This window comes from Rhodopirellula sp. J20-39 (assembly GCF_057365095.1).
On sequence record NZ_CP195123.1, the window covers coordinates 6,873,964 to 6,898,356 of the forward strand.

A 24,393-nucleotide genomic window follows, 5' to 3' on the forward strand; every position below is an offset into this window, starting at 1 on the left:
TAGTACTAGCCTTAGACCTTGTTCGTTTGACGGACAGAAACGAACCCACCATTGGGGCCGGGAACCGCACCACGCACAAGCAACAAGTTGTTTTCAGTGTCAACACTGACAACTTCAAGATTGCGGGTTGTCACCTTAGCATTGCCGTACTGCCCAGGCATTTTCTTGCCCTTGAACACACGACTCGGCGAAGCACTCATGCCCGTACCACCAGCATGCCGGTGACACTTCTTAACACCGTGCGTTGCACGCTGACCAGCAAAGTTGTGCCGCTTCATCACACCAGAGAAGCCACGCCCCTTACTAACGCCGGTGACATCAACCTTCTTGACATCAGCAAATTGCTCGACCGTCAGCTCATCACCAACAGTTGCGTCAGCCGACCCGCGAAACTCACGAACAAAACGCTGTGGCTCACAATCCGCCTTGGGCAGAGCCTCAACACCAGCAGCCGCACGGGACTTTGATCGCTTACTTTCGATCACCGCTACTTGGCCTCGCTCACTGCGACTTGCCAAGCGACGCGGCTTGTCCTCGAAACCTAACTGAACAGCTTCATAGCCATCGCGATCAGCACTGCGAACCTGCAGGACGCGACAAGGGCCAGCTTGAACGACCGTGACCGGAACCGCAGTTCCGTCTTCGAGAAAGACCTGAGTCATCCCGATCTTTCGGCCTAAAATGGATGGTAACATTACAATTCCTGCCCGCCGCTTTCGAAGCGGGCCATTCGCGATTCGTTAGGAGTTCCGGGACTGCCCGACGATCCAAATCGAAGCCCTCGAATAAACCGAGAAACCCAACCTGCTATCGCCGCAGCTTCCGACCATACGGAAAACCGTGACTTCCAAAGTGAAAACAATAGTGTCGTCGCGACTACATGACGCGAACAACATTTACCCGAACGGCACTACAACCGTCACGAGCAACCAAAGACACAACTCGACAAACAAGCCGAAGCCCTGCTAGCTAACTCGCCGAAAGCAAGCCACCAACAAACACCCCAGGAGACAAGATCAGCGGGCGGACGCCTTAATCTTAATATCAACCCCAGCCGGAAGACTGAGCTTATTCAACGCTTCGATGGTCTTGGCCGAGGCCTGGACGATATCAACCAAACGCTTGTGCGTTCGGATCTCAAATTGCTGACGAGCTTTCTTATTCACAAACGGACTCGACAAAACCGTGTACCGCTCAATGCGAGTCGGCAACGGGATCGGACCGTGAACAATGCTCGCGGTTGCCTTCACCGTATCGACGATATCGCGTGCACTCTGATCCAGAACGGCATGATCGTATGCTTCCATACGAATACGAATGACTTCACTGGCACCAGTTGACACGTTCGAAATCCACTACAAGCGATGATAAAAAGGCAACCCATGACCAACCAATTTGGTCCGGGGAGGCGAGAATGTAGGGGCGAGCCTCTTGAGCGTCAACGGCTGTTGAACATTTGATGAAAGTTTTTGCGATTTCGGCACGCAAAAATGGAGCAAACAGGCAAGCTAGGTTCACGGAAGCAGGAAAACCTGCAGCTTTCGGCAGCCATGAGCCCCCAACACAAGCGACTGTTCAATGTCGGCGGTCTTGCTGGGACCAGAAACAAACACGCCAAAACCAGCCTTCGGTGTGCCGATTCGGGCATACGCTTCATGCATATGCGAAACAATCTGCTGACGAGATATCGCAATCGCCAAATACTGGGCGATAAAGATCATGACGCGGTGCGGCAGCGTTTCTCCGTCGATCCAAATCGCACCATTTTCAGCGACACCGAACTCACCTTTAACGATTGTCCAATCCAAAGACGCTAAGGCATGCGGATCTTCGATCGCCACTAAGTCCACTGTCGACTGGACGGCTTCAGGAATAGTCGAGGCAATGCGGGCGGCGTTCTGGAACACACCGATTCCCTGCAGAACCTCCAGCATTTGCAGAGGCGAATCAACTCGATGAGGATCACCGCCAACGAGCCTTAGCGATTCTTCAAACTTCGCAACCGGGTCGTCGAAAGTCACCAAACGGCTCGTGTCGATAACTGGAAGCTCTTCTGAATCAACATGCCGCCCCTGCAGTCGATCCAGAATCACTTGCCGACCATCGGTCCGGGCCGGCGACGACTGATTGAGATGACTAGACATGCAATACTTCACTGACATAAGTGCGGATGGTGGCCAAGCAATCGGTCGATGGCCGGCAGCTTCTTGTTGATAACGTTCAAGCGAATAACGCAGCTATTCCTTGCGATTCTGGGCATACCAAGCACGAAAACTTTGCCGCGGCGGCTCTGGCAAATCTCGGTCGATCGCCCAAGCATTCAGCCGATTATGAGTCAACGCTTTGGGTAGGTACCGCAACGACATTCGGCCTACATATCCCGCACTGGCGAACAGTCGAGGGTGCCGAAACAGCAACGATGCCGCCTTCATCCCCGCTCGTTTGCTCCAGGCAACCAATCGCTTGCCAACAAGCACCTTCCGCCAGGCGAGCAATTGATGATGAAGCGGAATCTTGACAGGACAGACATCCGTGCACGAGCCACACAACGTGCATGCGAAAGGCAGACTCTTGTGCCGCTTGGCATCTTTTGCGGGCCCAAGAATGCTGCCGATTGGCCCCGGAACCGTCGCTCGGTAACTATGGCCACCACTGCGCCGATAGACAGGGCACGTGTTCATGCACGCGCCGCACCGAATGCAGTTCAGCGAATCGCGGAACGTGTCGCTTTGACGTATCTCCGATCGCCCATTGTCCACCAACACAATGTGCAGCTGACTGTCTTGATCACGCGGACCATGGAAATGCGACGTATAGCTCGTAATTGGCTGCCCCGTTGCACTCCGCGCCAACAAACGCGTAAACACCGCCAGGTCTTCGAACCGCGGTAACAGCTTTTCAATTCCCATGCATGCGATGTGAACTCGGGGCAGCGAAACGCCAAGATCGGCATTGCCTTCGTTGGTACAAACCACCAATCCGCCGGTTTCCGCTATGGCGAAGTTCACCCCCGTGATCCCCACTTCTCCTTTCAGGAATTTGCTGCGTAAATGCCCCCGCGCGGCTTCGGTTAACACCTGTGGATCGGACTCTCCTTGGCGGGTTCCCAGGTGCTGATGGAATGTCTCGCCAACCTCCTCTTTCTTGATGTGAATCGCCGGCAGCACAATGTGGCTGGGAGCTTCTTCCCGCAATTGAACAATCCGCTCGCCCAAATCAGTGTCAACGACCTCAATTCCGTGTTCGATCAAATATTCGTTGAGGTGACATTCTTCGGTCAGCATGGACTTACTTTTGACGATCCGCAGCGTGTCGTTTTGCTGCAGAATCCCCAACACGATCCGGTTATGCTCCGCCGCATCGCGAGCCCAATGAACCACCGCCCCTAGCCGCGTCGCATTCGCCTCAAACGCTTGCAAATAGTCCGGCAACCTCGCAATCGTGTGCTTCTTAATGGCGGAAGCCTGTTCCCGCAGGTACTCCCACTCCGGAAGGCTCTGCGCCTGGCGGTCCCGCTTGCTGCGTACAAACCACAACGAATCGTCGTGCCAATGCGAGCGTTCTTCGTTGTTAACGAAGTCACGTGCGGCCTGAGGATGATCGACAATAGGCAAAACGGAAGACATATCAGCCTAGTGCTGCGAGGAACGAGTGGAGTCGGTTTGGCAATTAGCTGGGGCGGCTTGAGCACGCTTGTTTACCGAGACCGATCGAACGGGCCGGCCGGCTAAAACTTCGGCAATGTGCATGACCTGCAGCGGCAACTTCCGCCGCCGAATGATGCCCTGCATGTGCATCAAACAACTCATGTCACCAGCCACCATGACCTCGCTGCCTGTATTTAGATGGTCCTGAACGCGATCGCCCCCCATAGCGACGCTCGTTTCCCGTTCGGCAACCGCAAACGTGCCTCCAAAACCGCAACATTCGTCTTCGCGAGTGGTCGGCAAAACCTCGATTCCATGCAGCGATTCCAGCAGCAGACGCAGCTTATTTTCGCGAGGAACCATCTGCTCGCTGCACTGGGCAAGCCGCAATTCCCGCAACCCGTGACAGCTAGCGTGAATGCTGACGCGATGATTGAAATGGCTATCAACCTTACGAACGCCAAGCCGATCTACCAAGAATTCGCACAACTCAAATGTTGAATCTCGAAGTCGAGTGAACTTCGTGTCATCCGCCGAAAAGAACTGGCCGTAGTGATTTCGGATCATGGATGTGCAACTTCCTGACGGACACACCACCGCATCGTAACCGGAGAACAACTCAACAAATTGGCGAGCGACGGGGGCCGTGTCAGCTTCGCATCCCGTGTTCGCCATCGGCTGGCCACAACAGGTCTGGCTCTCTGGAAAATGAACCTTTACCCCCTGACGCTCAAGCAACTCGAGCGTTGAGACCGCCACGTCCGGAAAGAACTGGTCGATATAGCAGGGGACAAATAACGCAACATTCATTTATTTGAGACGAGCAAACAGAAAGCAAAACGCACCAAGGTCAAACGCAAACCAATGACAAGCTGGGCAAATTATATCTGATCGGCTAAGCCGAGAGGGTTCATTCAGGCATCAGGCCACAATTTCTGGCAATGGCATTCAAACAAGCGACATCCCGAGAGCCGCGAATCAATCCACCGCAATTGATCTTGTTGCCCGAGTACCCTCAACGGCACAATCCGCCGCATGCCCTCGCATCAAGCTCCACACTACAGCAACTCCCACGCGGCCGCCGAAGACGCCAGGTCGCTTTCGGGACAATCCGCGCCGACACAAACCTCGTTCGCTGACCCTCATCCCACGCATAGCAACCAAACGGCAAGCAATTCAAGCGTCTGGGATCCCGCAACGCCCAACCCGTTCTCACTAGCTCTCGCCAAGCCAGAAGCCTCCACCGGAGCCAAGCTGTGGCGAGGAATCAAGACGCTGCTGGCCACTATCGCCGTGACTGCTGTCTTGCTCGCAGGCGTCTTTTTCGGCAAACAGTATCTTCTGCACCGATTGGTTTCCGATCTCGATCAATTGGATCCGGCAGGCAAACAATCTCGACTGGTCCAAATCGCAAGCTTTGGCAACGCCGCCATCGAACCGCTGACCCAGCGATTGATTGATCCGGCCGATGACGTGTCGGAATCGGCTTTTGTCCTGCTGCAAAGAATGCAGAACGACTGGACGACGCTCAAACGCGAAGCGGCAATGACCGCCCACGATCGATTGCTGCAAGCGATTCACCGCACCTACAGCACCGCCAAGACAACCGACGCCCAGCAATTGACTCCCCAGCATCTCGCTCGGGGTCGCGAGTTGATTCGGCAAACCCTGTTGGAATTTTCCGATAAGTCGCTTCCCGAAGACGGGCCGTTAGACCGGGCTAATATCTTGGTCAGCAACGCACAAAAGCTGCTTAACCATCTCGACTCAAATGCTCCCCAGCCTCAACCTCGCATTCTAGCGAAGGCCACCCAACGCAGCGTTCCTGATCAACCAGCCAATTCGCCACTTCAAAGTCGTGCTGGCTGGACCGATTGGCCACCGCCAGCGACCAACCTGGCCCCAAATTCGACGACAACTCAGGGTTCCACCACGGCTCAAATCGTGGGCTCAGGCACCAAGCAAACGCCGCAAATCGAACTTAACTCCGCGACGCCGAACGACAAAGTCACTGCGACCACGCCACGTCGACTGCAATCGCTACCGCAAGGCGTCACCGTTCCGCTGGCAAAGGTGGAGCCATCACCTCAAAGCACGCACGCACAACCCAGCCCACGCATTGTTGCGGCTCGGCGACCAACCGATTCGACCATCCAAATGGCAACGCATCTTTCCGAGTCGCCACTCGCGGTGCTGGACGACGAAACCGTCATTCGTCACCTAGCGAACCCTGATGCCATGATCGCCAGCCAAGCACGTGCGGAACTTGTTCAACGCGGTTTTTCCGATCCACAACTCGAGATGGCGACCGCAATCGCCACGACCGACGGTAAAGGGCGAATTCGCCTGATCGATTCGTTAGTCCATTCGAGCCAGCTTAACGCGGGTCCTTGGCTATCCATGCTGCTAGATGACCCAGACCGCCAAGTTCGCCTCCACGTGGCGTCCACGCTCGCTTCCAGCGTCGCGTCCAATCAAGATCCCGCGATCCTAGAACGACTTCGGCAACGGCTTTCTCGCGAAGACGACTCACACGTCGCCACACGCATTCGCCGCATCTTAGACCTGCGATAGCCGATCCGGCAAAGGATAGCGGAAGCGACAGCGGCCAATCTCGCAGTCGTCGCCGAAATCGGTCACGAGCTAGCTGGCATCTGCTGACAACGAGGCGATCCGAGCCCTCAAACGGGGCTCCGAGGTGTCGGGGTGGGAAAACACGGGCAAGTCAGCAAAAAAACACGCAAAACTCACCCCCCGTCTGTTTTGAAGCTGGAGTTTCAATCGGTCGGCGCTAAAATGGTGTTTTGTCCACGTTATCAAAGCCCCCCAGCACGCAGAACATCCCATGAGCGATCTAGAAAGCGAAGAAGAAGCTTCCTTCGCCGGCGCATTTGGACAACTGACCCCCACCGGTGGTGGTGACCCGATCCCGCTGATTAAAGACAAATTGCTGATCGGCCGCCGCAAGCACTGCGATATTTGCTTGGATTTCCCCAACGTGTCCAGCCAACACTGCAAACTCAGTCTGGAACACGGGTACTGGTTTATCCGGGATCTCAACAGCCGAAACGGCACCAAAGTCGATGGCCGCGCCGTAATGCGGAAACGCATTGACCCTAAAAGCCGAGTGACCATCGCGAGACATGATTACGTGATGGAATACGACCCACAATTGCTGGGCGCGTTCGGGCCACCTCCCGCCGACGATGACTATATTGAAGAAGTTATGAAGACTTCGCTGATGGACCGGGCCGGGCTTACCAAACGGGACAATAAACGCGGCCTCTTCAATCGCTCACCCAAGTCGTAAGCGATCGCTTTGCGAGACGCCCCAAACATCCCAATCGGCCGAATCTCTCGGCCGATTTTCAATCACGATTGACGGGTTGAGTTAGCGTCGGAGCGTAGGACTGCGGCCCAAACAACCGATGACCAAGGCGTGCACCACTTATCTCAGCCTCAACGTGGGCGGGATTCGGAACCGGCCGCTTGTGTCTACTAAACCCAACACCCGCTGGGTCGGCTTAGCCTGGGATGCTGGTTTTCTTGCGGCCAATAATCGGCACCGGCTGAAGCAGGGACTGGGACACGAGAGTGTTCATCGTGGCCCACGGCAAGGTCAGCGAAATCGGCAAAGTTTAACTAACCCGCCCATGATCCTTGGCCGATAAAACTTCTAGCGTGAAATGTCATCGCGTCGACCGCGTTCCGCGCGGTCCCAATCCACACCGGAAGTTATCCAAGAGCGAATCGGAAGCTCAACTGCTGGTCCCCTGGCATTAGCCGGCCCATGCGTACAGCCGCCAAGCTGATTTCAGCTTACGAACCTCTTCGCTCCACCCTCGCCATTCACACAAAGGCCGTTTCATGTCGGGCGATCTACGCTCACTGAAGATGCCAACACCGCTCAACCGCTGGATCATGCAGTGGGGATCGGCGGTTGTCGATGGCATCGCGTCGATCGGTGACCTAGCCTACTTCTTCTGGCAAATGCTCGTGTGGATGTTCACACGATTGCCGCGTCGCGGCACGCTGATGGTGAACTTCTATCAGGTCGGTGTTCTGAGCCTTCCTGTCGTAGCACTGACTGGCACATTCATTGGAATGGTGCTCGCTGTCCAAAGCTATTACCAGTTCCAAGCGATCGGCCTGGAAAGCCGTCTGGGCGTTGTCATCAACACATCCCTGGTCCGCGAACTCGGCCCTGTGCTGGCCGCCACCATGCTGGCCGGACGAGTCGGCGGTGCGATGGCTGCGGTCCTCGGAACGATGCGAGTGACCGAACAAATCGATGCACTTACAACCATGGGCGCCGACCCAATTCATTATCTGGTTGTTCCACGCTTCTTGGCATGCCTATTGCTGATTCCCGCTTTAACGATCATGGCCGACTTCATGGGAATCGTCGGCGGCTATTTTTACAGCGTCATCATCCTGGGGATCGACCGTGCTGCGTACCTCCATCATTCACGTGAAGGCGTCGTCGGCTTTGATCTGTTTAGCGGCATCTTCAAAAGCTTTTTCTTCGGCGGCATCATCGCTGTGGTCAGTTGCTATCGCGGCTTCAACTGCCAACCAGGAGCCGAAGGCGTTGGGCGAGCAGCAACCGCAGCCTTCGTTTACTCCTTCGTCATGATTCTCGCGATCGATCTGTTCCTGAACATCGTTTTGGATTCGATCTACTTCATGATCTACCCCGAAGGGACGACGTTGTTCTAATGCACGATCCCAACGACCCAACCTCGCCGATCGAGCCAGCATCCACAGCGGCTTCATCATCCAACGATGATTCCGTGCGTGATTCGATGGACCAATCCTCGCATGCGGAGAATTCGTCCAGCCACGCATCTGCCGATGATGCGAACGCTTCGGATCTCTCAGACAACGGCAAAGCAGCTCTTCCTCAACCCAATGGCGGCAGCCCTCTCATCGAGGTGATCAACCTTGATGTCACGTTCTCTGAACAACCGATTCTGGCAGGCATCAACCGAACGATTCAAAGAGGCCAAACCGTTGCGATCATTGGCGAAAGTGGTTGCGGCAAAACAGTATTCATGAAAACGCTGGTAGCGTTACTCAAACCCACCAACGGGCAAGTGAAGTTTGATGGCGAAGACCTGAATCAACTATCGCCCAAAGACTTGGCTCAAATTCGTCGTCGATTTGGCTTCGTGTTTCAACACGCTGCACTGTTTGACAGCATGAACATTTTTGACAACGTCGCCTTCCCCATCCGCCAAAACGAACCGAATACATCCGAGTCCGAAGTCAGTGACCGAGTTCGACAACACTTGCATGAAGTCGGCCTCACCGACGACATCGCACGCAAGTTCCCAGCGGAGATCTCGGGCGGGATGCAAAAGCGAGTTGGACTCGCACGCGCACTGGTCTTAAAGCCTGAACTAATCGTCTACGACGAACCGACGACCGGGCTAGACCCGATCATGAGCGACGTGATCAACGAACTGATCCTACATACCCGGCGACTCTATCCGGTCACCAGCGTCGTGGTCACCCACGACATGCACACCGCACGTAAAGTTGCTGACCGCGTGATGATGTTTTATCCACGACGAATGCTTCAACCTGAAGACTCCCAAATTCTTTTCGACGGGCCTCCCAGCCAACTTGAACACGCTGACGACCGCCGTGTTCGCCAATTCGTTCGCGGCGAGGCGGGTGACCGCCTTCGCGAGTTAACCATGGCTTCCGCTTAACGATCACCCACCTATCCCAACGACAAAATTACCATGGACGATAGCAAACTACGATTTGGCGTGGGCGTATTGGTCATCGCAGCGATTGGTATCGGTGTGATCCTAACGTTTCTGTTCGGAGCCTTTCCGGCAATCTTAAGTCGCGAGTACACACTGAATGTGTACTTCCCTTCGGCCGAAGGAATTAACACGAACACCCCCGTCCTTCGTGACGGCGTAAAGATCGGTCGCGTCAGCGATATTCAGTTGCAGGATGAAGGCGGCGTGCTATTGATGCTGGCCATGAGTTCCGAACACACCATGTCGCATCACTACATCCCGCAGATCGGCATTGGCTCGCTGATCACGGGTGATTCAAAACTTGAGTTTCGCAAGGCTGAACCGCGCGAATTGAAAGTGCTGTTCGAGTCCGACCAAGACATGATCGAACGTGCATACAGCGACGGCGAATATTTCGCTTACGGACAAAAGCTGGAAGACCCGTTCTCGTTGCTCTTTGGCATGGAGGACGAATTACGATCCACCTTCAAGAGCATCCGCGGGGCAGGGGACGCCGTCCAAAACATCGGCGACAGCATCCAAGGTCTCGTACGCGACGTTCGCGGCGTGATCGGACTCGAAGGGCCTCCGCCGGCATACCCCAACCAAACCTCTTGGCCAACGCACCCAACTGGAAACGCCAACCTACCGACCCGACAACTCGTCTCATGGCAACCGCTGCGTACTCATCCATACATGCGTGGCAATCTAGCGATGCCGCCAGCACCAAGCTGGGTGAAAACACCCGCAGCCGCTTCCCAAGTACAACAAGCCGTCGCTATGGGTTCGTCGCACGGCTTAGGATTGATTGCGCAAACCGCCGCGTATCAAAACCAAGGTGGCTTTCGACCACCAGCAACTGCGGTACCGAACAAAAGAGTCACACTTGTTGATCTTCAAGAGGAAGCTATCGAAACCCTTCAAGAATTGCAGGGAGCAATCCGTGACGCGCGTTCAATCCTTGGCAACGAACAAGTCCGTCAAAGCATCAACGACACCGTTACACGATTGCCAGGTGTGCTCGACGAAGCCACCGCTACGCTGAAGACGACTCAACGCACCTTCGATAACTTCGCCGAAGTCGGCGAACAATTTGAACAGGTCGGCGACGTTGCCGAGGCAGCTCTAACCGAATTGAAAGATACCGCCGGCGACACTCTTCGTAGTTTTCAAGCGACCGCAAAAAACATCGAAGCGATCACCGAACCGATTGGTCAACATAGTGGAGAACTGGTTGAATCAGTGCTTCGCAGCCTAGCCAATGTCGACAACGCGTTGATACAAATCGACACCTTTGGCGAGACACTGAACAACAGCGACGGCACACTAAAACGATTGCTCGAAGACGATGAACTTTATTACGAGTTCCGACGCACGCTTGAAAACATCGAAGCGGCAACCGCTCGTGTCCGTCCCATTCTAGACGACGTTCGCGTCTTCACCGACAAGATTGCTCGCGACCCACGTCAACTGGGCGTTCGCGGTGCACTGGGCAAACGTCCCACCGGCGCTGGATTGAAATAGTCGCTAGCGTTTGAAGAAACCATACTTCGCGATGCAGTACAACGCGGCGACACCATCCTTCCAAGTGATCTTCTTGCCCTCGTCGTACCAACGATGCTGATAACGAATGGGCCGTTCGGTGAAACGCAATCCCATGCGTGCAAATCGTGCGGTCAATTCGATTTCAATTCCAAAGCGGTCTTCTTTTAGATCCGGCAAGACCGCTTTGAAGTGCTCCGCTCGAGCCATCTTGTAACAAGTCTCCACATCACTCAGACGTGGACCAATCGCGATACTCGCTAGCATCGTGATTAACGCGTTAACCGCTTGATGCCACCACGGCGACAACTGCCTATCGCAGTGACCGTAGCGAGTGCCGTAGACCACGTCCGCGGAACCCTCGACCAACGGCTGCAGAAGGCCTCGCAAATCATCTGGGTTGTATTCGCTATCGGCATCCTGAATCACGATCACATCACCGCTGGCGGCAGCAACACCGGTGCGTATCGCAGCTCCCTTGCCTTGGTTTACATCGTGCTTTAGCAACTGCACATCACCAGCAACCGATCCATCGGTGGACTCGCTACGTGCGGACACGTCGCTTAACAGCATCTTCGAAAGCACTTCGGATGAACCATCGTCCGAACCGTCATCCACCAAGATAATCTCAAGCGGTAATCCCGTGTCTCGCAACTTTGCGATGACATCTTGAACCGTATCGCATTCGTTATAGACCGGCACAATGACCGTCAATCGAAAAGCATCGGGCAAAGCGTAAATCGCTAAGCGTCGACAAGCATCTGCACCGAGCCACTGCGTAACTTGAGCAACATAGGATGCATCGAACTTGTTCCGTTGCAGGGGAACAGGACTCGGACAATCACTTTGCGGATTCATGCACACACTCGGCTCGACAGGTTCGCTCATTGGTACAAACCAGTCTAGCTTTGATGCGCATTGCGTTCATTCGTCGAGCATTCGTTCAGAACAGATTTCAGCAAACTTTTCTTCATCGAAGATTGTCGTTTTTTGCACACCGAAACGCATCCGCCAAACCGATGCGGCGTAATTTTCATCTACTTTGTTGTTGACATTCGTCTCTCGCAACGACAAATTCTTGGGGACTTCAACCACAAGACGAACGTCAGCGTTGCCCTTCTTCAGGCGACGTGAAGCAACCGAATCTAATCGTTCTTCCATGCTTCTTAGTTCGTCCTGCTTATCTTATCGGAGTGTGAACGATGCCAATTGCCAGAGTGACTCTCGCCTTTCACAAGGACAACTCACACGGCCAAACATCTGCTCCACGACGACCACACCCGAAGACACCAAGCGATCAAACATCGCCAACCGCACACGCTTTTTGCAGTCAACTCAACGAAGCCGCTTCACAACGACACGGCCCACGAAACTGACTCGCGATATCGCCCGAGACAACAAGGCAACGCAAGGTAGCGTGGTCTGTTAGTTAGCCACAAAGAATGTGGTTGAATCATCGGGAGATGGTTACAGTTGGACGCCACCGCAGGGCATTATTTTCCCTGGACATGGACCCGTCACTCCCTTTTTGAATTTTTGTCGTCACTTGCCAGTAAGTACCGCAGCAATGCGGACCATCCCTTACTGACCAAGCCTCAAACCTGACACGCCACAAGGATGCAGCGTGGCAGAGACTGTTTAAGGAGTCGACACAGTGAGCTCAACCGAGCAGGATGTAAGGTTGACTCACTTTTTTTGAAGCCGCTCTCAGCTAACGAGCAGGCAGAGCTCCGCACAGACGCTTAGCTCAAATACTCCGCGCAAAAACGCAATCGCCCATCCAGAACGTTGCGACGCGGCTTGGCAAACACCAGGCCGCGAACCGAAGTGCGATGTTCCATTACCTCAAATTCGCCATGCCTAACCAGGCAACGCGAAATCAGGCCGAATAGCCCTGTACTAACCAGCCATCCGAGTGATTCGGTTATGCGGCTGTGCCAATTCTTCAGCCGTGGGCTGATACCGGAATTGCATCAGATACGCATCCTCAGTGGCGTCGTCGTAGAAATCACGCAGTACTGAGATCGCCTTGAAGCCAAGGTTCCGGAAGAACAACTGAGCTTCGAGATTCGTTTCGCGAACCTCCAACATGATCCGATTGCGGCGTTCCTGCGACAACTTGCCGAGCAACTTGTCCATCATCACATTGCCGATGCCACGACGGCGATAATCACTGTGGACGGCGAAATTTAGGATGTGCAGCCGGTTCTTGTGCAGCTCATAAATCATGAAACCAACGACGCGTCCCTCGCACTCAGCAACCATGCCGATGCAGTTCCGCTGTCGCAAACAACGGATGAAATCATCTTCCGTCCAAGCAAACTCAAAACAGTTGCCCTCAATCCCGAGCACATCCGGCATATCCCGGCGAATCATCCAACGGATGTGAGACGTCTTTGTAGCTTGTTTAGTGTTTTCCACGTCGGATTCCCTTCCGGTACGATGAAGATTCCACCGCCAATTCACGGGCCATCCTGGCTCCACGGCGACAAAACCGAAATTAGCAGAACACTGAAACCACACCAAGACAGAAACAAAAAATGCCAAGCGAAAACCGCTTGGCATTTTTAAATTTTCGATAGTTCAACTAGAGAACCAGCCAAATAGTCGAGGACTAGCCTTCGACGACGATTCCCATGCTACGTGCAGTGCCTTCGATCATCATTGCAGCTTGATCGACGCTACGAGCGTTAAGGTCTTCCATCTTCTTTTGGGCAATTTCTTCGCACTGAGCGCGAGTTACTTTGCCAACCTTATCCTTGTTAGGAACTCCGCTGCCTTTCGCGATACCTGCAGCAGCCTTCAACATCGATGCGGCTGGCGGGCTCTTGGTGACAAAGTCAAAGCTACGGTCATTGTAAACCGTCACGATTACTGGAATCGGAGTTCCGTTGTACTCTTTTGTACGATCGTTGAACTGTTGGACGAACTGGCCCAAGTTCACGCCGAACTTACCTAACGAGGTACCAACAGGAGGCGCTGGAGTCGCTTGTCCACCAGGAACCTGAAACTTAGCTTGACCGGTTACTTGTTTTGCCATGGGAAATAGCTCTTAGCAATTTGCGACGAACGATTGGCTGCCTGATCGAGCCGCAGTGCGGCGATCCTGATTTAGCGTCTTCGAGTTATCGCGGGTGAGGGAAATCTGATTGATAATACTTTGAAAGCCAGTAGCAAACCGCTAGCAGCCATTCGCGTCCTACAAAGGTTCAACTTGCCAGTGGTCCAGTTCCATCGGGACACTTCGCCCGAAGATATTGATAACCACCGTGACACGACCATTGGCTTCGTCGACCACTTCGACTTCGCCTTCTTGGTTTTCGAAATTGCCTTCCTTGACGCGAACCCGATCGCCCACCTTGAATGGGATCGAGGTCTTCATCGGAGCGTCTTCTTCGTCCTCTACCAACGGACGATTAATGAATCGCTCGACATCCTCAGGCTCCATCGGCATCGGCTTACCAGCCGAACCGGTGAAGTCGCTAATGCCCCCAGTTTCACGAACCAGGAACCAAGTGTCATCGTTAATTGCCATGTAGGCCATGATGTAGCCAGGCAACAACTTTCGCTTTGTGACGCGCCGTTTTCCATCGCGAGTGAACGTCGCAACATCTTCGCTGGGAACCACGATCTCTTCGATAAGATCACCCATGCCTTCCATCTTAACCCGCTTGCGAAGCGCGTCGGCGATGGAATCTTCACGGTTAAATGCAACCTTTAAGATGTACCAATCCTTCACGGCCTCGCCCTCAACATCAACCTTAGGTTTGGCGTTGGGATCGACCGGGGCAGGGGGTGGCAAAACGGGGCCTGAAGATGCGGTTTCTTCCGCACTTACGCCGTCATCGTCCTGCACTTCGTTATCAGTCATAGCGTCGTCAATGATTTCGCTTTCCGAGTGTTCGTTATCGCTCACGAGGTGACCCCGAGAACGTTAAAGATAAATTGCCAAAGAACGTCGAAGGTGAAAAGCGTGACGGCCAGGAAGAAAATCGTGAAAATCACGACAATCGCAGCTCGAATTAGCTCGTCTTTACTTGGCCAGGTGACCTTGTTCATCTCTGCTTCGACGGCGATCAAAAAATCGGCGAAACGAGGCCAGTTCACCAGCCGGAACCCGAACCACAAACCTGCCGCCAACAAAACACCCGCGATCGACCGAGCGACCACCGCGTTGCTCATCATCGTGGGCAAAAACCCGTACAGGCGCCAGCTACCAAGCCCGACAATCACAAAGATTGCGAGCGCCGTTAGCTGACGAACGATTCGTCCCTGCGTCGGTTTGTAAACCTCCGCATGAAACAATTCGCTGGTCAGGGGCGAACCGGCTGAGCCGGATTGAGTCAGGTCTTTCGACATCCGTTAAATCCTTCACAGCCGAACGATCGGCAGGAAATAGGAACCCGTATCGGCTCCATCCTCATGATGGTGCCGGGCTTAGCCCAACCTAGGAAGGCCAAGTCACCGGGAATCTTGCAGTTGTAAAAGCAGGGGCGGCGAGAGTCGAACTCACAACCGCTGGTTTTGGAAACCAGTGCTCTGCCAATTGAGCTACGCCCCTATATGGAAACCGGACTTTCGAGCGCACTTTACGCTCCCATCTCAGCATCCCGAACCATCTCTTGCGAGAATTGCCGAAGCCTTGAACAGTGAATCGATGTCACCATCCAAGGCTCACAGCCTGTCAGTCTAGCGTAAGAGCCGGTTTAGCTAAATGCTAAAAGCTCCTCCAGCTAACCTACTCTACGATCTTAGTAACAACGCCCGAACCAACGGTACGTCCACCTTCGCGAATAGCGAAACGAACACCATCGTCGATCGCGATTGGCTTGTGCAATTCAACAGTAACCTTGACGTTGTCGCCAGGCATGCACATGTCGGCGTCGACCAAGTTAGCTGTTCCGGTCACGTCAGTGGTACGGAAGTAGAACTGAGGACGGTAACCGCTGAAGAATGGCGTGTGACGGCCACCTTCGTCTTTGCTGAGGCAGTAAACTTCTGCTTCAAATTTAGTGTGCGGGTTGATGCTCTTTGGCTTAGCAAGAACTTGACCGCGTTGGATGTCTTCACGCTTCACACCACGAAGCAAGCAACCAACGTTGTCGCCCGAACGGCCTTCGGTCATTTCCTTGCGGAACATTTCAACGCCGGTGCAGATGGTCTTAACCGGAGTTTCCGACAAACCAACGATTTCGACTTCTTCGCCGACCTTCACAACACCACGCTCGATACGTCCGGTAGCAACTGTACCACGACCTTCGATCGAGAAAACGTCTTCGATTGCCATCAGGAATGGCTTGTCGTCTTCACGGGTTGGCTCAGGGATGTACTTGTCCAACGCGTCCATCAAGTCGCTGATGCCCTTACTGGCTTCAGGATCCGAAGGATTGTTGTAAGCTGGCAACGAGCTACCTTGGATGACAGGAACGTCATCGCCAGGGAAGTCGTACTTGCTAAGCAATTCGCGAACTTCGAGTTCAACCAATTCAAGCAATTCTTCGTCGTCGACGAGGTCACACTTGTTGAGGTAAACAACGATGTAAGGCACACCAACCTGGCGAGCCAAAAGAACGTGCTCTTTGGTTTGTGGCATTGGACCGTCGGCAGCCGACACAACCAAAATCGCACCGTCCATTTGGGCGGCACCGGTGATCATGTTCTTCACGAAGTCGGCGTGACCTGGGCAGTCAATGTGAGCGTAGTGACGCTCGGGTGTTTCGTACTCAACGTGAGCAACCGCAATTGTCACAGTCTTAGTCGCGTCGCGAACTGTACCGCCCTTGGCGATATCTGAGTAACCCTTCGCTTTTGCAAGACCCTTAGCGGCCTGAACAGCGAGAATAGCACCAGTAGTGGTGGTTTTACCATGGTCAATGTGGCCGATCGTACCGACGTTGACGTGGGGTTTAGTACGCTGAAATGCTTCCTTAGCCATCTTGGTTCACCTACATTCGCGACTCATGCCACTGTCCCTTAGAGATACGCTCCAAGGAACCCTACCCGCCTTCGACCGTGTTCACACCCACGGTGGACCGATGACGGTTCGGCCGCACAAATCGCATTCGATTTGACAATCGAAACGAAACAGAAATTGTGTTAGACACCAAAGCATCGCCCTGATATCAAAAAAGCTGCTGATGGGATTTGAACCCATGACCTCATCCTTACCAAGGAGGCGCTCTACCCCTGAGCTACAGCAGCGGAAAAACCACTAGCCAATCACCTGCCAGCAACCATCACTTCAATCACGCGAAACACAACGGCTCGCGGGTCAAAACTAGCTGCTAATAGCCATTCGCTAAAAGCTTCTCTAAGCGGGTGAAGGGAATCGAACCCTCGTATTCAGCTTGGAAGGCTGCTGCACTACCATTGTGCTACACCCGCAGTCCAATGCTTTCGACGGTCAGTCTTCCGCAGATCACTTCTTGGGACTGCCGCGGGCGGCGAGTTCTTTTCAAAAAGCCAACTGCCATTAGCGAACCGCTAAAAGCTTCTTCAATGGGGGCTACAGGATTCGAACCTGTGTAGGCATAGCCAGCGGATTTACAGTCCGCCCCCTTTAACCACTCGGGCAAACCCCCATAAAAATTTGTCAGTCGTGTTACTTCAATTCAGTTATCTGCGACCTACCTAATACGATTTAGTTGAGCGCGAAGTCACTTCGCCTCGCGAACGATACTAAGAGCCAACGGAGGGATTCGAACCCACGACCGGCTGATTACAAATCAGCAGCTCTGCCAACTGAGCTACGTTGGCCGGTGCCAATCGATGATCCATGTGAAAAACAACTGTCTGTCACACACTTTCCATCCTTGGCCAAACGGCGGTTCCCGTTTAGGGAAGGCAGAGTGTACCGATCCATCGACGGGGAACAAGATGGAATTGAACCAAAAACAGGGCTGAAAAACAAAAAAACTGGGTATGCTTAGGTTCAATTCAATCTTCTCAATCGTCCGACGAGCCTTGAATCGCCAAGCGATCACTGAGATTTAGCAATAATTCCTGCTGAATTTCCGCTTGTTCCCACCTTGGTTCGACGTTGCCACCCTGGTATCACCACCGGAATGACCGAAACGCCAAACAATTCAACGCCGCCGGGCGATCACCCAACGCCTCCCGGCGATGACGACACATTCGAAGCTGCCTTGGCCCGCTATGGCATGGAGCTTGACGAACCTTTAGTGAACTCACTGAAGGCGTACGCCGAAACCATGTGGCGGTACAACGAGCAACTCAACCTGACTCGCCACACAACGTGGGATCTATTCGTGGGCCGTGATTTACGCGATTGCCTGCAACTGGCCCATTTAATCCAGCCTAACGAAGATGTCTTAGATCTCGGCAGTGGCAACGGGATTCCCGGTATTCCGCTGGCGATTATTCGCCCGGACATCGAAGTCTCTCTGGCCGAGTCCGTTGGGAAACGTGCCAAGGTACTCGACGAATTAGTCACCGAACTGAACCTGAACGTGCCCGTTTACGCCTCGCGGGGCGAGCACCTTCTCGAGGACTTCCGGTTCACCACCATCGTCAGCCGGGCGGTGGGCAGTTTGCTAAAATTCTGCCGCTGGGTCGAACCTCACTGGAGCGGATTTGACCGCCTACTGTTAATCAAAGGCCCTAAGTGGGTTGGCGAACGTGGCGAAGCACGTCACCACGGTGCCCTCAAAGGCCTGGACCTCCGAATCGTGGCTACCTATCCATTAGGTAACCCGATGGACGAAGATAGCCCGGCCGAAACAAACGACCTATCGCCGGCCAATCCGGAAGACGGGGCCCCGACTCCATCGGATGCATCACCAGGCGAAGGCGTTATTTTGCAATTGTCTCAAAAGGGACGATTCGCTTAGGACTTTCGACCTACTTATCCGACGGCCGCGAACTAAACTGCGAGCCTCGAAAACCAATCGACCATTATTCCACTCAGCAGCAAACCCGCTAGCAATTCGGCAGGAAAACGAACCCGAGTGAAGGACATACGTTCCTTCCCAACACTTTTCCGCCGCCAATTCCTTCGCCTACGAAAAAAACTGCACATGTCAGACTATAGCCTCACCCACCTGAAGCAACTCGAGGCCGAGAGCATCCACATTTTCCGAGAGGTTGTCTCGGAATTTCAAAAGCCAGTGATGCTGTACTCGATCGGCAAAGACTCTGCCGTCCTTCTGCACCTGGCTCTCAAAGCCTTCCACCCGGGCAAATTGCCATTCCCGCTACTGCACGTGGACACGACGTACAAGTTTAAAGACATGTACGACTTCCGTGAAAACTATGCCGTTAAAGAACTCGGACTGGATGTGCGTGTTCACATCAACGAAGAAGGCCTGAAGCTCAACATCCCACCGTGGGAAGACTCCGAGCGGCATACCGAACTGATGAAAACCGATGCCCTCAAGGCAGCGTTGGACAAATACCAGTTCGACGCAGCATTCGGTGGCGCTCGCCGGGACGAAGAAAAAAGCCGCGCCAAAGAACGCGTCTTCAGCTTCCGCGACAAGTCCCACCGCTGGGACCCCAAAAATCAACGCCCGGAACTGTGGAACCTTTACAACGGACGCGTCAACAAAGGCGAATCGATTCGTGTGTTCCCAATGAGCAACTGGACGGAACTGGACGTGTGGCAGTACATCCACATGGAAAACATTCCGATCGTTCCGCTCTATCTGTCCGCACCCCGCAAAGTCGTCAACCGCGACGGCATCCTGCTAATGCGAGACGACGACCGCATGCCGCTACTGCCCGGCGAAGTGGAAGAAACCAAAATGGTTCGTTTCCGAACCCTCGGCTGCTATCCGCTTTCCGGTGCCGTTGAGAGCGAAGCGACCACGCTTCCTGAAGTCATCCAAGAAATGCTGCTGACCAAAACCAGCGAACGCCAAGGCCGCATCATCGACCAAGACGAAGGCGGCGTCGGCATGCAAAAGAAAAAAGAACGCGGCTACTTCTAGACGCTTCGCATCAGCCACTAGCTATTAGCCACTAGCTTTTAGCTCTTTTTACTCGAATTCCACGCACCGCTGATGGCTGTTAGCTAACCGCTAATGGCTAAACGCTAACAGCTAATTGCCATGTCTCATCAATCCGACCTAATCGCGACCGACATCGACGCCTACCTGAAGCAACACGAGCAGAAACAACTGCTTCGCTTCATTACTTGCGGCAGCGTTGACGACGGCAAAAGCACCCTGATCGGGCGCCTTCTGTACGACTCCAAACTGGTCTATGAAGACGAACTGGCCAAAGTCCAAAGCGACTCGGTTCGCCAGGGCAGTGTAGCTGGCGGTTTCGACCCATCGCTGTTCATGGACGGCCTGAAAGAAGAACGCGAACAAGGCATCACGATCGATGTTGCTTATCGCTATTTCAGCACCGCGAAGCGGAAGTTCATCATCGCCGACACCCCCGGCCACGAACAATACACCCGCAACATGGCGACGGGAGCCAGCACCGCTGACCTTGCCATCATCCTGATCGACGCCCGACACGGTGTGCTCACCCAAACCCGCCGGCACTCGTTCATCGTTTCGCTGCTGGGCATTCGCCACGTCGTTGTTGCGATCAACAAGATGGACCTGGTCGACTTCAGCGAAGATCGCTTTAACGAAATCTGCGCCGACTACCGCTCCTTCGCAACCCGACTCGATCTACCCGACCTGCACTTCATTCCCATCAGCGCACTCAACGGCGACAACGTGGTCGACCGCAGCGAAGCATCGCCGTGGTACACCGGCAGCACCCTGATGAACTTCCTGGAAACGGTCTACATCGGCTCAGACCGCAACCTGCAAGACTTCCGCATGCCGGTTCAATACGTCAACCGCCCCAACCTCAACTTCCGTGGGTTCTGTGGCACGATTTCCTCTGGCATCATTCGCCCCGGCGAAGAGATCACTGTCTTGCCCAGCAAGCAGAAATCGAAAGTCAAAAGCATCGTCAGCTACGACGGCGACCTCGACGAGGCGTTCGCGCCGCTCGCCGTGACGCTCACCCTCGAAGACGAAATCGACGCCAGCCGCGGCAACATGATCGTCCGCAGCGGCAACCTACCTCGCAGCGAATCCAATGTCGAAGCGATGCTCGTCTGGATGGGCGAAGAAGCAATGGTTCCCGGCAAGTCATACTTGGTTAAACACACCACTCAAACCCTACCGGGCAGCATCCAAACGCTTAAATACCAAGTCGATGTCAACACGCTGCACCGCACTCCAGCACCAACACTGGAGCTAAACGAAATTGGCCGCGTGGCGATCGAGCTTTCAAGCCCGATTCACATGGACCCATACCGTCGCAACCGCAGCACCGGTGCGTTCATTGTGGTCGATCGTATCACCAACGCCACCGTCGCCGCTGGCATGATCCTTGACCGCGGCGCCACCGGCCCACAAAAATCCGTCTGGGACGATGACCTAGAAGCATCCACTGATGACAACGGCGAAGTCTCGACGGTCTCAACCGAAGAACGCGCCGCCCGCTTCGGCCAAAAGCCCGCCACTGTTCTACTGACCGGATTGACCGGCAGCGGCAAGACTTCAATCGCCCGTGCCGTCGAAAGAAAACTCTTCGACACCGGCCGCGCTGTTGCGGTCATCGATGGCGAACAAATGCGCCGCGGGCTCAGCCGCGACCTCGGCTTCACCGCCGAAGACCGCAGCGAGAACTTGCGTCGTGGCGGACACCTCGCACACGCCCTGAACGACTCAGGCCTGATCTGCCTGGCTTCCATGGTTGCACCCGCCGAAGAGGTTCGCCAGAAAGTCAGCAAGCTGATTGGCGAAGATCGATTCCTGGTCATCCACGTTGCCACACCATTGGAAGTCTGCCGCGAACGCGACACCAAGGGGCAATACGCGAAAGCCGACGCTGGCGAACTGGCCAACTTCCCCGGCGTGACTGCGACCTACGAAGCACCGACATCGCCAGACCTGGTTGTCGATGCATCCGAGCAGTCCGTCAGCGATTGCGCCGACGCGATCATCGAATTGCTGAAGTCTCGCGAATTCATCAAATAAACAAGACGGCCCCTTAAGCCGGCTTGCGATCTCGCGCCGGCCGCGAAGCCGGACGAGATTTCACGCCTACGTTCCGCCAAAGGAAAACCCCTGGTGAAAAACTCGTTGAAACACATCTTCTTTGCCATCGCACCGCTTGCGATGGCGACCGTCCCACCGATGGTCACCGGCTATCCAGTTTCCAATGCCCAGGAATCCGTCACCCAGGATCCCAAACAACCGGCACCCAGTGCCCAGGAGCACCTTGTGAGCGACACGCCAACATCCGCCATCGAAGCGTCCCCCATGCTGCAAACCTGGACCGGTCCCTACGGTGGCGTCCCACCATTCCGGGACGTGCGCGTCGACCAATTTTCCGCTGCTTTTGAATCCGCACTGGCCCAAGCCGAAGCCGACATTGACGAGATCGCGAATTCAGACGAACCGCCCACATTCGAAAACACCATCGTTGCGTTGGAAACAGCAGGCGAGACACTCAACCGCCTCGAAGTCCTGTTTGATGTTCACGCATCAAACCTGAACGTCGGCCCTATCCCGGACCTCGAACGTGAAATTTCGCCAAAGCTTGCCGCACACGCCGACTCGATCACCCAAAACAGCAAGCTCTTCGCTCGGATCGAGAAGATCCACGACGACGTATTCAACAAGGGCTCCGTCAAACTTGAACCAGACGCCGAACGCCTACTCGATGAAACACTGAAAGACTTCGTGCGACTCGGCGCTCGCTTGGACGAAGCCGACAAAGCCAAACTCTCGCAAATCAACACGCGTCTAGCGAGACTCTTCACCGACTTCAACCAGAACGTCCTAGAAGAAGAAAAGCGTCACGTCACCTGGATCGACAACGAAGCTGACTTAGCCGGTCTATCGAAATCAACCATCCAATCCATGAGCAGTGCCGCCAAGGAAAAGGGTGGCGAAGCAGCCTACGCGATCACGAACACGCGGTCTTCCATGGACCCGTTTTTAACCTACGCCGAGAACCGCGAACTTCGCGAGCAAGTGTGGCGCAACTTCTACTTCCGATGCGACAACGACGACCAGTTCGACAACAAAAACATCATCCGCGAGATCCTTCACCTACGCGCCGCCCGGGCCAAGCTACTCGGCTACGAAACCCACGCCCACTGGCGAATGGAATCCACGATGGCCGCAAAACCCTCCGCCGCGATGGAACTGATGATGCAGGTCTGGAAGCCTGCCATCGCCCGTGTGGCCGACGAAGTCGCTGACATGCAAGCGATCGCTGACGCTGAATACGATGCGAAAGGCGAACCTCGCATCAAGATTGAACCATGGGACTACCGCTATTACGCAGAGAAAGTCCGTAAACAAAAATACGATCTCGATATGGCCGAAGTCCGGCCTTACTTGCAACTCGGCAAAATGACCGAGGCGATGATGTACTGCGCCGAGCGATTATTCGGCATGAAGTTTGAACTCACCAGCGGCCTACCAACCTTCCATCCCGACGTCACCGTCTACGAAGTCACCCGTGACGGCCAACACCTCGGCTTGTTCTATCTGGATCCGTTCGCTCGCGAAGGAAAACGCAGCGGCGCTTGGATGACCGACTACCGAGCACAATCTGGAAAGGGAATTAGCGATGACGAGCAAGCCATCCCTGTTCGAACACCAATCGTTTCCAACAACAGCAACTTCGTGGCCGCTGCCGAAGGCGAGCCCGTATTGATTTCATGGGACGATGCCACCACGCTTTTCCATGAGTTTGGACACGCACTGCATGGCCTTAGCAGCCAAGTGAAGTACCCATCGCAAGCCGGCACCAACGTCGCTCGGGACTTCGTCGAGTTTCCCTCTCAAGTGCTCGAACACTGGCTTTCCACTCCCGAAGTGCTCGGCCAATTCGCCGTCCACTTCGAAACGGGTAAGCCCATGCCGGCTGAATTACTTGAAAAAGTTGAGCGATCCAGCAAATTCAACAGCGGCTTTGAAACGGTTGAATACCTCGCCTGTGCAATCCTTGATATGCAGTTGCACCAACAGGACGCCACCGGCATCGACATTTCGGAATTCGAAAAGTCACAACTCGGCGAGATCAATATGCCCGCCGAACTGCCGATGCGTCACCGATTGCCGCACTTCAGCCATTTGTTCAGCAGCGATGCTTATTCGGCCGGCTACTACAGTTATTTGTGGAGTGATGCACTGACCGCAGACGCCGCAGAGATGTTCGAACAAGCCAACGGCAAGTACTTCGACAACGAAGTCGCCGGCAAACTGTTCGATCACATCCTTAGCGTCGGCAACACACTCGACCCAGGCGTGACCTACCGAGCCTTCCGAGGCCGCGACGTCAACACAGACGCACTGCTTCGCAAACGCGGCTTTCCCGTAAAGTAGACTCGCGGATCTAGGCACCCCAATCGGCCCGCCGAACTAGGCCTGCATAGCTAGGCCCGCATACGGGGCCTCTTG

21 protein-coding genes and 5 tRNA genes are annotated in these 24,393 nt (G+C 54.5%); 9 read left to right on the forward strand and 17 right to left on the reverse strand.

The window, feature by feature from the left end; translation table 11 throughout:
• Positions 1-11: 11 nt before the first annotated feature.
• The 5 genes from rplC to ACR3ZL_RS25130 form a co-directional block, all read right to left on the reverse strand.
• Positions 12-662, reverse strand: coding sequence for a 50S ribosomal protein L3 (gene rplC / locus ACR3ZL_RS25110; protein WP_473653457.1), 651 nt, complete (start codon positions 660-662; stop codon positions 12-14).
• A 354-nt stretch (positions 663-1,016) separates the two neighbouring features.
• Positions 1,017-1,343: a 30S ribosomal protein S10 gene (gene rpsJ / locus ACR3ZL_RS25115; RefSeq protein ID WP_083905006.1), complete on the reverse strand. Its 327-nt coding sequence runs from the start codon at positions 1,341-1,343 to the stop codon at positions 1,017-1,019.
• A 171-nt stretch (positions 1,344-1,514) separates the two neighbouring features.
• On the reverse strand, positions 1,515-2,144 hold the full coding sequence (locus tag ACR3ZL_RS25120) for a LutC/YkgG family protein (RefSeq protein WP_473650354.1): 630 nt from the start codon (positions 2,142-2,144) through the stop codon (positions 1,515-1,517).
• 93 nt (positions 2,145-2,237) lie between these two features.
• Positions 2,238-3,626: a lactate utilization protein B gene (locus ACR3ZL_RS25125; protein ID WP_473650353.1), complete on the reverse strand. Its 1,389-nt coding sequence runs from the start codon at positions 3,624-3,626 to the stop codon at positions 2,238-2,240.
• A gap of 6 nt (positions 3,627-3,632) precedes the next feature.
• Positions 3,633-4,457, reverse strand: coding sequence for a (Fe-S)-binding protein (locus tag ACR3ZL_RS25130; protein WP_473650352.1), 825 nt, complete (start codon positions 4,455-4,457; stop codon positions 3,633-3,635).
• 225 nt (positions 4,458-4,682) lie between these two features.
• Between ACR3ZL_RS25130 and ACR3ZL_RS25135 the strand changes: the two genes are divergently transcribed.
• The 5 genes from ACR3ZL_RS25135 to ACR3ZL_RS25155 all read left to right on the forward strand — a co-directional run bounded on the left by ACR3ZL_RS25135 (position 4,683) and on the right by ACR3ZL_RS25155 (position 10,927).
• The gene (locus ACR3ZL_RS25135) at positions 4,683-6,221 is read left to right on the forward strand and encodes a HEAT repeat domain-containing protein (protein ID WP_473650351.1); all 1,539 of its coding nucleotides are present in this window, start codon (positions 4,683-4,685) and stop codon (positions 6,219-6,221) included.
• Positions 6,222-6,492: 271 nt separating this feature from the next.
• Positions 6,493-6,957: an FHA domain-containing protein gene (locus tag ACR3ZL_RS25140; RefSeq protein WP_473650350.1), complete on the forward strand. Its 465-nt coding sequence runs from the start codon at positions 6,493-6,495 to the stop codon at positions 6,955-6,957.
• 557 nt (positions 6,958-7,514) lie between these two features.
• A complete protein-coding gene (locus tag ACR3ZL_RS25145) occupies positions 7,515-8,366 on the forward strand; it encodes an MlaE family ABC transporter permease (RefSeq protein WP_473650349.1) in 852 nt (283 codons plus the stop codon).
• Positions 8,366-9,364 (forward strand): ABC transporter ATP-binding protein, encoded by a 999-nt coding sequence (locus ACR3ZL_RS25150; RefSeq protein ID WP_473650348.1) that lies wholly within the window; start codon positions 8,366-8,368, stop codon positions 9,362-9,364. Before ACR3ZL_RS25145 ends, ACR3ZL_RS25150 begins: the two co-directional genes overlap by 1 nt.
• Before the next feature lie 33 nt (positions 9,365-9,397).
• Positions 9,398-10,927, forward strand: coding sequence for an MlaD family protein (locus ACR3ZL_RS25155; RefSeq protein WP_473650347.1), 1,530 nt, complete (start codon positions 9,398-9,400; stop codon positions 10,925-10,927).
• Positions 10,928-10,930: 3 nt separating this feature from the next.
• On the opposite strand, the gene ACR3ZL_RS25160 is transcribed toward ACR3ZL_RS25155, so the two are convergent.
• The 12 genes from ACR3ZL_RS25160 to ACR3ZL_RS25215 all read right to left on the reverse strand — a co-directional run bounded on the left by ACR3ZL_RS25160 (position 10,931) and on the right by ACR3ZL_RS25215 (position 17,701).
• Positions 10,931-11,833, reverse strand: a complete 903-nt coding sequence (locus ACR3ZL_RS25160; protein WP_473650346.1) for a glycosyltransferase family 2 protein — start codon at positions 11,831-11,833, stop codon at positions 10,931-10,933.
• 36 nt (positions 11,834-11,869) lie between these two features.
• On the reverse strand, positions 11,870-12,106 hold the full coding sequence (locus ACR3ZL_RS25165; protein WP_473650345.1) for a hypothetical protein: 237 nt from the start codon (positions 12,104-12,106) through the stop codon (positions 11,870-11,872).
• Between the two features lie 738 nt (positions 12,107-12,844).
• Entirely contained in the window at positions 12,845-13,321 is a 477-nt protein-coding gene (gene rimI, locus ACR3ZL_RS25170; RefSeq protein WP_473653456.1) for a ribosomal protein S18-alanine N-acetyltransferase, read from the reverse strand.
• Positions 13,322-13,559: 238 nt separating this feature from the next.
• Positions 13,560-13,985 (reverse strand): 50S ribosomal protein L11, encoded by a 426-nt coding sequence (rplK, locus tag ACR3ZL_RS25175; protein WP_473650344.1) that lies wholly within the window; start codon positions 13,983-13,985, stop codon positions 13,560-13,562.
• 159 nt (positions 13,986-14,144) lie between these two features.
• On the reverse strand, positions 14,145-14,816 hold the full coding sequence (nusG, locus tag ACR3ZL_RS25180) for a transcription termination/antitermination protein NusG (protein WP_473653455.1): 672 nt from the start codon (positions 14,814-14,816) through the stop codon (positions 14,145-14,147).
• Positions 14,817-14,857: 41 nt separating this feature from the next.
• Entirely contained in the window at positions 14,858-15,304 is a 447-nt protein-coding gene (secE, locus tag ACR3ZL_RS25185) for a preprotein translocase subunit SecE (RefSeq protein WP_473650343.1), read from the reverse strand.
• A 129-nt stretch (positions 15,305-15,433) separates the two neighbouring features.
• Positions 15,434-15,506 (reverse strand) — tRNA-Trp (locus ACR3ZL_RS25190).
• A 177-nt stretch (positions 15,507-15,683) separates the two neighbouring features.
• Positions 15,684-16,880: an elongation factor Tu gene (tuf, locus tag ACR3ZL_RS25195; protein ID WP_473650342.1), complete on the reverse strand. Its 1,197-nt coding sequence runs from the start codon at positions 16,878-16,880 to the stop codon at positions 15,684-15,686.
• Between the two features lie 194 nt (positions 16,881-17,074).
• A tRNA-Thr gene (locus ACR3ZL_RS25200) sits at positions 17,075-17,146 on the reverse strand.
• A gap of 112 nt (positions 17,147-17,258) precedes the next feature.
• Positions 17,259-17,329 (reverse strand) — tRNA-Gly (locus tag ACR3ZL_RS25205).
• Positions 17,330-17,444: 115 nt separating this feature from the next.
• Positions 17,445-17,526 (reverse strand) — tRNA-Tyr (locus tag ACR3ZL_RS25210).
• 102 nt (positions 17,527-17,628) lie between these two features.
• Positions 17,629-17,701: transfer RNA gene (locus tag ACR3ZL_RS25215), tRNA-Thr, on the reverse strand.
• 308 nt (positions 17,702-18,009) lie between these two features.
• Here ACR3ZL_RS25215 and rsmG point away from each other — a divergent pair.
• From rsmG to ACR3ZL_RS25235, 4 genes are all read left to right on the forward strand, one after another.
• On the forward strand, positions 18,010-18,795 hold the full coding sequence (rsmG, locus tag ACR3ZL_RS25220; RefSeq protein ID WP_473650341.1) for a 16S rRNA (guanine(527)-N(7))-methyltransferase RsmG: 786 nt from the start codon (positions 18,010-18,012) through the stop codon (positions 18,793-18,795).
• 186 nt (positions 18,796-18,981) lie between these two features.
• Positions 18,982-19,893: a sulfate adenylyltransferase subunit CysD gene (cysD, locus tag ACR3ZL_RS25225; RefSeq protein ID WP_473650340.1), complete on the forward strand. Its 912-nt coding sequence runs from the start codon at positions 18,982-18,984 to the stop codon at positions 19,891-19,893.
• A gap of 120 nt (positions 19,894-20,013) precedes the next feature.
• Complete coding sequence (gene cysN, locus ACR3ZL_RS25230; RefSeq protein WP_486173055.1) at positions 20,014-21,954, forward strand: sulfate adenylyltransferase subunit CysN; 1,941 nt, start codon at positions 20,014-20,016, stop codon at positions 21,952-21,954.
• A gap of 285 nt (positions 21,955-22,239) precedes the next feature.
• Positions 22,240-24,318, forward strand: coding sequence for a M3 family metallopeptidase (locus tag ACR3ZL_RS25235; protein ID WP_486173611.1), 2,079 nt, complete (start codon positions 22,240-22,242; stop codon positions 24,316-24,318).
• The last annotated feature ends 75 nt before the right edge of the window (positions 24,319-24,393 follow it).

What these genes read in the sequence shown, in the direction of transcription:
- cysD (WP_473650340.1), top strand. Translation starts at nt 18,982, where the DNA reads ATGTCAGACTATAGCCTCACCCACCTGAAGCAACTCGAGGCCGAGAGC.
- nusG (WP_473653455.1), bottom strand. Translation starts at nt 14,816, where the DNA reads ATGACTGATAACGAAGTGCAGGACGATGACGGCGTAAGTGCGGAAGAA.
- ACR3ZL_RS25135 (WP_473650351.1), top strand. Translation starts at nt 4,683, where the DNA reads ATGCCCTCGCATCAAGCTCCACACTACAGCAACTCCCACGCGGCCGCC.
- ACR3ZL_RS25150 (WP_473650348.1), top strand. Translation starts at nt 8,366, where the DNA reads ATGCACGATCCCAACGACCCAACCTCGCCGATCGAGCCAGCATCCACA.
- ACR3ZL_RS25145 (WP_473650349.1), top strand. Translation starts at nt 7,515, where the DNA reads ATGTCGGGCGATCTACGCTCACTGAAGATGCCAACACCGCTCAACCGC.
- ACR3ZL_RS25235 (WP_486173611.1), top strand. Translation starts at nt 22,240, where the DNA reads ATGCTGCAAACCTGGACCGGTCCCTACGGTGGCGTCCCACCATTCCGG.
- rplC (WP_473653457.1), bottom strand. Translation starts at nt 662, where the DNA reads ATGACTCAGGTCTTTCTCGAAGACGGAACTGCGGTTCCGGTCACGGTC.
- rsmG (WP_473650341.1), top strand. Translation starts at nt 18,010, where the DNA reads ATGACCGAAACGCCAAACAATTCAACGCCGCCGGGCGATCACCCAACG.
- ACR3ZL_RS25165 (WP_473650345.1), bottom strand. Translation starts at nt 12,106, where the DNA reads ATGGAAGAACGATTAGATTCGGTTGCTTCACGTCGCCTGAAGAAGGGC.
- secE (WP_473650343.1), bottom strand. Translation starts at nt 15,304, where the DNA reads ATGTCGAAAGACCTGACTCAATCCGGCTCAGCCGGTTCGCCCCTGACC.
- rimI (WP_473653456.1), bottom strand. Translation starts at nt 13,321, where the DNA reads ATGATTCGCCGGGATATGCCGGATGTGCTCGGGATTGAGGGCAACTGT.
- ACR3ZL_RS25130 (WP_473650352.1), bottom strand. Translation starts at nt 4,457, where the DNA reads ATGAATGTTGCGTTATTTGTCCCCTGCTATATCGACCAGTTCTTTCCG.
- rplK (WP_473650344.1), bottom strand. Translation starts at nt 13,985, where the DNA reads ATGGCAAAACAAGTAACCGGTCAAGCTAAGTTTCAGGTTCCTGGTGGA.
- ACR3ZL_RS25160 (WP_473650346.1), bottom strand. Translation starts at nt 11,833, where the DNA reads ATGAGCGAACCTGTCGAGCCGAGTGTGTGCATGAATCCGCAAAGTGAT.
- ACR3ZL_RS25120 (WP_473650354.1), bottom strand. Translation starts at nt 2,144, where the DNA reads ATGTCTAGTCATCTCAATCAGTCGTCGCCGGCCCGGACCGATGGTCGG.
- ACR3ZL_RS25140 (WP_473650350.1), top strand. Translation starts at nt 6,493, where the DNA reads ATGAGCGATCTAGAAAGCGAAGAAGAAGCTTCCTTCGCCGGCGCATTT.
- cysN (WP_486173055.1), top strand. Translation starts at nt 20,014, where the DNA reads ATGTCTCATCAATCCGACCTAATCGCGACCGACATCGACGCCTACCTG.
- ACR3ZL_RS25155 (WP_473650347.1), top strand. Translation starts at nt 9,398, where the DNA reads ATGGACGATAGCAAACTACGATTTGGCGTGGGCGTATTGGTCATCGCA.
- tuf (WP_473650342.1), bottom strand. Translation starts at nt 16,880, where the DNA reads ATGGCTAAGGAAGCATTTCAGCGTACTAAACCCCACGTCAACGTCGGT.
- ACR3ZL_RS25125 (WP_473650353.1), bottom strand. Translation starts at nt 3,626, where the DNA reads ATGTCTTCCGTTTTGCCTATTGTCGATCATCCTCAGGCCGCACGTGAC.